The 7,908-nt window shown below is 58.8% G+C and carries 10 protein-coding genes and 1 pseudogene; 10 read left to right on the top strand and 1 reads right to left on the bottom strand.

The window, feature by feature from the left end:
• The first annotated feature begins 242 nt into the window (after positions 1-242).
• The 5 genes from aadB to repC all read left to right on the top strand — a co-directional run bounded on the left by aadB (position 243) and on the right by repC (position 3,078).
• Positions 243-776, top strand: coding sequence for an aminoglycoside nucleotidyltransferase ANT(2'')-Ia (gene aadB, locus R7Q11_RS24235; protein ID WP_000381802.1), 534 nt, complete (start codon positions 243-245; stop codon positions 774-776).
• 61 nt (positions 777-837) lie between these two features.
• Positions 838-1,113, top strand: a complete 276-nt coding sequence (locus R7Q11_RS24230; protein WP_223847821.1) for a hypothetical protein — start codon at positions 838-840, stop codon at positions 1,111-1,113.
• Positions 1,114-1,169: 56 nt separating this feature from the next.
• Positions 1,170-1,376: a plasmid repression protein F gene (gene urfF, locus R7Q11_RS24225; protein WP_112928753.1), complete on the top strand. Its 207-nt coding sequence runs from the start codon at positions 1,170-1,172 to the stop codon at positions 1,374-1,376.
• 30 nt (positions 1,377-1,406) lie between these two features.
• Entirely contained in the window at positions 1,407-2,246 is an 840-nt protein-coding gene (locus R7Q11_RS24220) for a helicase RepA family protein (protein WP_169573183.1), read from the top strand.
• Positions 2,233-3,078 carry a replication protein C, IncQ-type gene (gene repC / locus R7Q11_RS24215; protein WP_112928757.1) on the top strand — a complete coding sequence of 282 codons (846 nt, stop codon included), beginning with the start codon at positions 2,233-2,235 and terminating at the stop codon, positions 3,076-3,078. Before R7Q11_RS24220 ends, repC begins: the two co-directional genes overlap by 14 nt.
• 604 nt (positions 3,079-3,682) lie before the next feature.
• On the opposite strand, the gene R7Q11_RS24210 is transcribed toward repC, so the two are convergent.
• The gene (locus R7Q11_RS24210) at positions 3,683-3,943 is read right to left on the bottom strand and encodes a mobilization protein (protein WP_169573164.1); all 261 of its coding nucleotides are present in this window, start codon (positions 3,941-3,943) and stop codon (positions 3,683-3,685) included.
• 182 nt (positions 3,944-4,125) lie between these two features.
• Between R7Q11_RS24210 and R7Q11_RS24205 the strand changes: the two are divergent.
• The 5 genes and pseudogenes from R7Q11_RS24205 to blaVEB form a co-directional block, all read left to right on the top strand.
• Positions 4,126-4,767, top strand: a pseudogene (locus R7Q11_RS24205) (MobA/MobL family protein); the annotation flags it as partial.
• Between the two features lie 106 nt (positions 4,768-4,873).
• A complete protein-coding gene (locus R7Q11_RS24200) occupies positions 4,874-5,284 on the top strand; it encodes an IncQ-type mobilization protein MobB (protein WP_011117300.1) in 411 nt (136 codons plus the stop codon).
• Positions 5,215-6,237 (top strand): DNA-primase RepB domain-containing protein, encoded by a 1,023-nt coding sequence (locus R7Q11_RS24195; protein WP_318057402.1) that lies wholly within the window; start codon positions 5,215-5,217, stop codon positions 6,235-6,237. The genes R7Q11_RS24200 and R7Q11_RS24195 overlap by 70 nt, the downstream gene beginning before the upstream one ends.
• A 145-nt stretch (positions 6,238-6,382) precedes the next feature.
• Positions 6,383-6,946, top strand: coding sequence for an AacA4 family aminoglycoside N(6')-acetyltransferase (locus tag R7Q11_RS24190; protein ID WP_112928758.1), 564 nt, complete (start codon positions 6,383-6,385; stop codon positions 6,944-6,946).
• An 83-nt stretch (positions 6,947-7,029) separates the two neighbouring features.
• Positions 7,030-7,908, top strand: an 879-nt coding sequence (gene blaVEB / locus R7Q11_RS24185; protein ID WP_169650280.1) for a VEB family extended-spectrum class A beta-lactamase, incomplete at its 3' end; no start/stop codon positions are given.

The following is a 7,908-nucleotide window of genomic DNA, read 5'->3' as shown; positions in this document are numbered from 1 at the left end:
GCGTATTTGTTGCAGAGTCCAAAGAAACTTCGGAAATTAATGAAAAGATTATTTCAGACATTGCAAAAATAACGTGGGATTACTATTTGAATAAATAAAAAACTACCGCTAACACTGGCTCATAGGCAATGGCGGGTTGAAGTGCAATTTGCAAAGTCGGTAGCCCGCCCGAGCGTTTTCTCGGTTTGACAGGAAAGGCTCACGCAAACCGCCACTGCCCATAGCCCAAACCGTTAGGCCGCATGGACACAACGCAGGTCACATTGATACACAAAATTCTAGCTGCGGCAGATGAGCGAAATCTGCCGCTCTGGATCGGTGGGGGCTGGGCGATCGATGCACGGCTAGGGCGTGTAACACGCAAGCACGATGATATTGATCTGACGTTTCCCGGCGAGAGGCGCGGCGAGCTCGAGGCAATAGTTGAAATGCTCGGCGGGCGCGTCATGGAGGAGTTGGACTATGGATTCTTAGCGGAGATCGGGGATGAGTTACTTGACTGCGAACCTGCTTGGTGGGCAGACGAAGCGTATGAAATCGCGGAGGCTCCGCAGGGCTCGTGCCCAGAGGCGGCTGAGGGCGTCATCGCCGGGCGGCCAGTCCGTTGTAACAGCTGGGAGGCGATCATCTGGGATTACTTTTACTATGCCGATGAAGTACCACCAGTGGACTGGCCTACAAAGCACATAGAGTCCTACAGGCTCGCATGCACCTCACTCGGGGCGGAAAAGGTTGAGGTCTTGCGTGCCGCTTTCAGGTCGCGATATGCGGCCTAACAATTCGTCCAAGCCGACGCCGCTTCGCGGCGCGGCTTAACTCAGGTGTTACCGCAGCGAAATGGCCGGGCTGGTCAAGCGGTACGGTGACGACCTCAGCAAGTGCGACTTTATCGCGGCCATGAAGCTGGCCAGCAAGGGCCGGGAGCCGGACGAGATCGGCAAGGCCATGGCCGAGGCCAGCCCCGCCATCATGGAGCGCAAGACGGGCCATGAGGCCGATTACATCAAGCGTACGGTGCAGAAGGTGATGGAGCTGCCGCAGGTGCAGGAGGCCCGCGCCGAGCTGGCGAAGCAGGCCGAGAAACAGCAGTACCGAGGGCCGACATTAGGATAAAACACTTGCATTAGAGCTAATGCCTGTTATGGTGTTAGCTCTAATGCGGAGGAAATATGAAAGACCAACACGACAAGCGTACCGGCAACCTGCTGGCCACCCCCAACGCTATACGACAGGCCCGCTTTGCCGAGCAGCAGCGAGCCATGGGCCGCAAGGCCCGGAAGATATGGGCCACAGACGCAGAGGCCGAGGCGCTGCGGCTGTATCTGGAAGAACTCAGGGCGGCGCAGGGCGGGGGTAGTGACCCCGCCAGCGCCTAACCACCAACCGCCTACACAGGAGGCAAATCAATGGCTACCCATAAGCCTATCGACATTCTGGCGAGCTTCACAGAGCTACCGCCACCGATTGACTACGTACTGCCCAACATGGTGGCCGGCACCGTGGGGGCGCTGGTGTCCCCCGGTGGGGCCGGCAAGTCCATGCTGGCCCTGCAACTGGCCGCACAGATCGCAGGCGGCCCCGACCTGCTGGACGTGGGCGAGTTGCGCACCGGCCCGGTGATCTACCTGCCCGCCGAAGACCCGCCCACCGCCATACATCACCGCCTGCACGCATTGGGGGAACGCCTGACCGACGAGCAACGGCAAGCCGTGGCTGACGGTCTGCTAATCCAGCCGCTGATCGGCAGCCTACCCAACATCATGGCCCCGGAGTGGTTCGACGGCCTCAAGCGAGCCGCTGAGGGACGCCGCTTGATGGTGCTGGATACCTTGCGCCGGTTCCACATCGAGGAAGAGAACGCCAGCGGCCCCATGGCGCAAGTGATTGGCCGCATGGAGGCCATCGCCGCCGATACCGGGTGCTCTATCGTGTTCCTGCACCATGCCAGCAAGGGCGCGGCCATGATGGGCGCAGGCGACCAGCAGCAGGCCAGCCGGGGATCGTCCGTGCTGGTGGATAACATCCGCTGGCAATCGTACCTGTCCGGCATGACCACCGGTGAGGCCGAGGAATGGGGCGTAGACGACACGCAGCGGCCCTATTTCGTCCGCTTTGGAGTCAGCAAGGCCAACTATGGGGCACCGTTCAAAGACCGCTGGTTCAGGCGGCATGACGGCGGGGTACTCAAGCCCGCCGTGCTGGAAAAGCAGCACAAGAGCAAGGGGGTGCCTCGTGGCAAAGCCTAAGAACAAACACAGCCTCAGCCACGTCCGGCACGACCCGGCGCACTGTCTGGCCCCCGGCCTGTTCCGTGCCCTCAAGCGGGGCGAGCGCAAGCGCGGCAAGCTGGACGTGACGTATGACTACGGCGACGGCAAGCGGATCGAGTTCAGCGGCCCGGAGCCGCTGGGCGCTGATGATTTGCGCATCCTGCAGGGGCTGGTGGCCATGGCCGGGCCTAGTGGTCTGGTGCTAGAGCCAGAACCGGAGACCCCCGGCGGGCAGCAGCTCCGGCTGTTCCTGGAACCCAAATGGGAAGCCGTTACCGCTGACGCCATGGTGGTCAAGGGTAGCTATCGGGCGCTGGCTCGTGAAATAGGCTATGCCAATATCGAGGACTCAAAGCCCATCAGGGACTGCATTGAACGGCTTTGGAAGGTGTCCATCATCGCCCAGAATGGCCGCAAGCGGCAGGGCTTCCGGCTGCTTGCCGAGTACGCCAGCGACGAGGCAGACGGGCGCCTGTATGTGGCCCTGAACCCCTTGATCGCGCAGGCCGTCATGGGTGGCGGCCAGCATGTGCGCATCAGCATGGACGAGGTGCGGGCGCTGGACAGCGAAACCGCCCGCCTGCTGCACCAGCGGCTGTGTGGCTGGATCGACCCCGGCAAGACCGGCAAGGCGGCCATAGATACCCTGTGCGGCTACGTCTGGCCGTCAGAGGCCAGTGGGGCCGCCATGCGCAAGAGACGCCAGCGGGTGCGCGAGGCGCTGCCGGAGCTGATCGCGCTGGGCTGGACGGTGAACGAGTATGCGGCGGGTAAGTACGACATCGCACGGCCCAAGGCGGCAGGCTGACCCCTGCAATAACTGTCACGCCCCCCCCGTTAACTGTCACGCCCCCCCCGTTAACTGTCACGCCCCCCCCCGTTAACTGTCACGAACCCCCCCGTTAACTGTCACGCCCCCAAACCTGCAAACCCAGCAGGGGCGGGGGCTGGCGGGGTGCTGAAAAAATCCATCCATGATTATCTAAGAATAATCCACTAGGCGCGGTTAACAGCGCCCTAGTGGGGCGCTGTTTGCCCTTGCCCAAAATGCCCGGCCAGAGGCCGGATAACTGATCTATCCGCTGCGCTAGGCTACACACCGCCCCCACCGCTCCGCGGTAGGGAAAAGGCGGGCCAAGGCCCGCAAACCCAAACCCCATGCACAGACGCCACAGGAAGCCGCAGACGCCTTTAGCCGCTTTAGCGGCCTTTACCCCTGCCCGCAGGGCGGGGGCGCGTGTGAAGCCCCGCAGGGGCCATGCTGGCCACCTTGCGCTTGGCTATCTCCGCCTTGATGGTCGCGCCCGCCTCTCGCATCTCTTGCTGCAGGGCTTCGATCTCGGCAGGTGTCAGCCGGTAGAAGCTCACCCTTGCCCCTCTTGCGGCTCCGGCTGGCCATGCTCCTGTGGCTGCTATTCCTGCTTGGGTGGCAGTCCGAACAGCGCCCGGTCATGGTCGCGCTCTAGGTAGCTGTCCAGCCCATCGAGCAAGCGCTGTTCTGGCCACTCGCCGCTTTCGACTTTGCCGAGTATCCACGCGCCTACCAGCACCTTGCGCCGGGTGTCCTCCTTGCGCTTTTGCTGCTGCTCCCGTGCCCTGACCCGCTGGATCTTGGCGTTGATCCGTGCCCGTTGCTCTTCCAGCTTGGCGAGCCGTTCCGCTGCTTTTGCCATGTTGACATTCCCCTTGGTTATGTGCTTGCCATCATGCTATCATCGGAGCACAGACACCGCAAACCCCGACCGTCATTCTAACGGGAGGGCGCACTTACCGGTTTCTCTTCGAGAAACTGCCCTGCGGGCACCCCTTTGGGGCTGTGCGCTCTCCGAGGGCCATTGCATGGAGCTAAACCCCTATGGCCATCTATCACCTTACGGCCAAGACCGGCAGCCGGAACGGCGGCCAGTCGGCCAAGGCGAAAGCCGATTACATCCAGCGGGAGGGCCGTTACTCCCGCGACCGTGACGAGGTGCTGCACACTCAGTCCGGCCACCTGCCCGAGTGGGCCGAGCGCCCCGCCGACTACTGGGATGCTGCCGACCTGTATGAACGCGCCAATGGGCGGCTGTTCAAAGAGGTTGAGTTTGCCCTGCCGGTCGAACTGACCCTAGATCAGCAGCGGGAGCTGGTGGACGAATTCGCCCGGCATCTGACCGAGGGCGAGCGCCTGCCGTATACGCTGGCCATTCATGCCGGTAAAGGTGAGAACCCCCATTGCCACTTGATGATCTCTGAGCGGAAGAACGACGGTATCGAGCGCCCGGCTGACCAGTGGTTCAAGCGGTACAACGCCAAACAGCCAGAGCGGGGCGGGGCGCAGAAGTCCGAGAGCCTGAAGCCCAAGGCATGGCTTGAGCAGACCCGCGAGGCATGGGCCGACCATGCCAACCGGGCATTAGAGCGGGCTGGTCACGACGCCCGCATTGACCATAGAACACTTGAGGCGCAGGGCATCGAGCGCCTGCCGGGCATCCATCTTGGCCCCAACGTGGTGGAGATGGAGGGCCGGGGCATCCGCACCGAGCGGGCCGACACCGCCCTAGCCATCGACACGGCCAACGGCCAGATCATCGACTTACAAGAATACCGGGAGGTTATCGAGCATGAGCGCGATAGACAGAGTGAAGAAGTCCAGAGGCATCAACGAGTTAGCGGAGCAGATCGAACCGCTGGCCCAGAGCATGGCGACACTGGCCGACGAGGCCCGGCAGGTCATGAGCCAGACTCAGCAGGCCAGCGAGGCGCAGGCAGCGGAGTGGCTGAAAGCCCAACGCCAGACAGGGGCGGCATGGGTGGAGCTGGCCAAGGAGTTGCGGGAGGTAGCCGCCGAGGTGAGCAGCGCCGCGCAGAGCGCCCGGAGCGCCGCCCGTGGCTGGACATGGAAGTTGTGGGCCGGGGTCTTGATCGCTTCCGTGACGCCTATTCTGGCGCTGCTGATCGCATCATGGCTTTGGCTGGAGCCGCAAATCATCGAACAACAGGGGGGTATATGGCTGGTTTTCAAGCTCAAGTAAAGGGTGACCGCACCGCGCAAGCCATCGCCCGGCAGCTCAAGGCCATGGGCTGCGACCGGTACGACATCGGCATACGGGATGCCGCCAGCGGCAAGATGATGAACCGGGAATGGTCAGCCGCCGAAGTGCTCCAGAACACGCCATGGCTCAAGCGGATGAATGCCCAGGGCAATGACGTGTATATCAGGCCCGCCGAGCAGGAGCGGCATGGTTTGGTGCTGGTGGACGATCTCAGTGAGTTCGACTTGGATGACATGAAAGCCGAGGGCCGGGAGCCGGCGCTGATCGTGGAGACCAGCCCCAAGAACTATCAGGCATGGGTAAAAGTGGCTCAGGACGCCCCAGCAGGTCACAGGGGCGTAATCGCCCGGAAGCTGGCCCGCGAGTACGACGCCGACCCGGCCAGCGCCGACAGCCGCCACTATGGTCGCTTGGCGGGCTTCACCAACCGCAAGGACAAGCACACCACCCGCACCGGTTATCAGCCGTGGGTGCTGCTGCGTGAATCCAAGGGCAAGACCGCCACCGCAGGGCCGGAGCTGATGCAGCAGGCCGGGCAGGTGCTGGACAGCATTAAGCGCCAACAGGAACGGACGGCACGACTGGCCGAGATCACCGCCCCGCGGAGTGTGCGCCGGTATCGCCGCAGCGCCGTGGACGACTACCGCAGCGAAATGGCCGGGTTGGTCAAACGCTTCGGTGACGACCTCAGCAAGTGCGACTTCATTGCGGCTATGAAGCTGGCCAGCAAGGGCCGGGAGCCGGACGAGATCGCCAAGGCCATGGCCGAGGCCAGCCCCGCGATCATGGAGCGCAAGGCAGGCCATGAGGCCGATTACATCAAGCGCACGGTACAGAAAGTGATGGAGCTGCCGCAGGTGCAGGAGGCCCGCGCCGAGCTGGCGAAGCAGACCCAGAAGCAGCGCAGTCGGGGGCCAGATTTAAGTATGTAATGCTTGCGTTAGCGCTAACTGGTGGTATACTGTTAGCTCTAATGGAGGGTTTGAGATGAAAGACCAACACGACAAGCGTACCGGCAACCTGCTGGCCACCCCTAACGCTATACGACAGGCCCGCTTTGCCGAACAGCAGCGAGCCATGGGCCGCAAGGCCGCGAGCACCCCCCCCATAACTCTTCGCCTCATGACCGAGCGCGACCTGCCGATGCTCCATGATTGGCTCAACCGGCCGCACATCGTTGAGTGGTGGGGTGGTGACGAAGAGCGACCGACTCTTGATGAAGTGCTGGAACACTACCTGCCCAGAGCGATGGCGGAAGAGTCCGTAACACCGTACATCGCAATGCTGGGCGAGGAACCGATCGGCTATGCTCAGTCGTACGTCGCGCTCGGAAGCGGTGATGGCTGGTGGGAAGATGAAACTGATCCAGGAGTGCGAGGAATAGACCAGTCTCTGGCTGACCCGACACAGTTGAACAAAGGCCTAGGAACAAGGCTTGTCCGCGCTCTCGTTGAACTACTGTTCTCGGACCCCACCGTGACGAAGATTCAGACCGACCCGACTCCGAACAACCATCGAGCCATACGCTGCTATGAGAAGGCAGGATTCGTGCGGGAGAAGATCATCACCACGCCTGACGGGCCGGCGGTTTACATGGTTCAAACACGACAAGCCTTCGAGAGAAAGCGCGGTGTTGCCTAACAACTCATTCAAGCCGACGCCGCTTCGCGGCGCGGCTTAATTCAGGTGTTAGCGGTAATTTAACCAGATAGGAGTACAGACATATGAAAATCGTAAAAAGGATATTATTAGTATTGTTAAGTTTATTTTTTACAATTGCGTATTCAAATGCTCAAACTGACAACTTAACTTTGAAAATTGAGAATGTTTTAAAGGCAAAAAATGCCAGAATAGGAGTAGCAATATTCAACAGCAATGAGAAGGATACTTTGAAGATTAATAACGACTTCCATTTCCCGATGCAAAGCGTTATGAAATTTCCGATTGCTTTAGCCGTTTTGTCTGAGATAGATAAAGGGAATCTTTCTTTTGAACAAAAAATAGAGATTACCCCTCAAGACCTTTTGCCTAAAATGTGGAGTCCGATTAAAGAGGAATTCCCTAATGGAACAACTTTGACGATTGAACAAATACTAAATTATACAGTATCAGAGAGCGACAATATTGGTTGTGATATTTTGCTAAAATTAATCGGAGGAACTGATTCTGTTCAAAAATTCTTGAATGCTAATCATTTCACTGATATTTCAATCAAAGCAAACGAAGAACAAATGCACAAGGATTGGAATACCCAATATCAAAATTGGGCAACCCCAACAGCGATGAACAAACTGTTAATAGATACTTATAATAATAAGAACCAATTACTTTCTAAAAAAAGTTATGATTTTATTTGGAAAATTATGAGAGAAACAACAACAGGAAGTAACCGATTAAAAGGACAATTACCAAAGAATACAATTGTTGCTCATAAAACAGGGACTTCCGGAATAAATAATGGAATTGCAGCAGCCACTAATGATGTTGGGGTAATTACTTTACCGAATGGACAATTAATTTTTATAAGCGTATTTGTTGCAGAGTCCAAAGAAACTTCGGAAATTAATGAAAAGATTATTTCAGACATTGCAAAAATAACGTGG

It is taken from the genome of Vibrio sp. 970 (genome assembly GCF_033339075.1).
The sequence above is the reverse complement of the archived record's forward strand: the minus strand, read 5'-3'. Positions and strand labels throughout refer to the sequence as shown.

Bases quoted from the DNA above. Each gene is read 5' to 3' on its own strand.
- urfF (WP_112928753.1), top strand. From the start codon at position 1,170: ATGAAAGACCAACACGACAAGCGTACCGGCAACCTGCTGGCCACCCCC.
- R7Q11_RS24195 (WP_318057402.1), top strand. From the start codon at position 5,215: ATGGCTTTGGCTGGAGCCGCAAATCATCGAACAACAGGGGGGTATATG.
- R7Q11_RS24190 (WP_112928758.1), top strand. From the start codon at position 6,383: ATGGGCCGCAAGGCCGCGAGCACCCCCCCCATAACTCTTCGCCTCATG.
- R7Q11_RS24200 (WP_011117300.1), top strand. From the start codon at position 4,874: ATGAGCGCGATAGACAGAGTGAAGAAGTCCAGAGGCATCAACGAGTTA.
- R7Q11_RS24210 (WP_169573164.1), bottom strand. From the start codon at position 3,943: ATGGCAAAAGCAGCGGAACGGCTCGCCAAGCTGGAAGAGCAACGGGCA.
- aadB (WP_000381802.1), top strand. From the start codon at position 243: ATGGACACAACGCAGGTCACATTGATACACAAAATTCTAGCTGCGGCA.
- R7Q11_RS24220 (WP_169573183.1), top strand. From the start codon at position 1,407: ATGGCTACCCATAAGCCTATCGACATTCTGGCGAGCTTCACAGAGCTA.
- R7Q11_RS24230 (WP_223847821.1), top strand. From the start codon at position 838: ATGGCCGGGCTGGTCAAGCGGTACGGTGACGACCTCAGCAAGTGCGAC.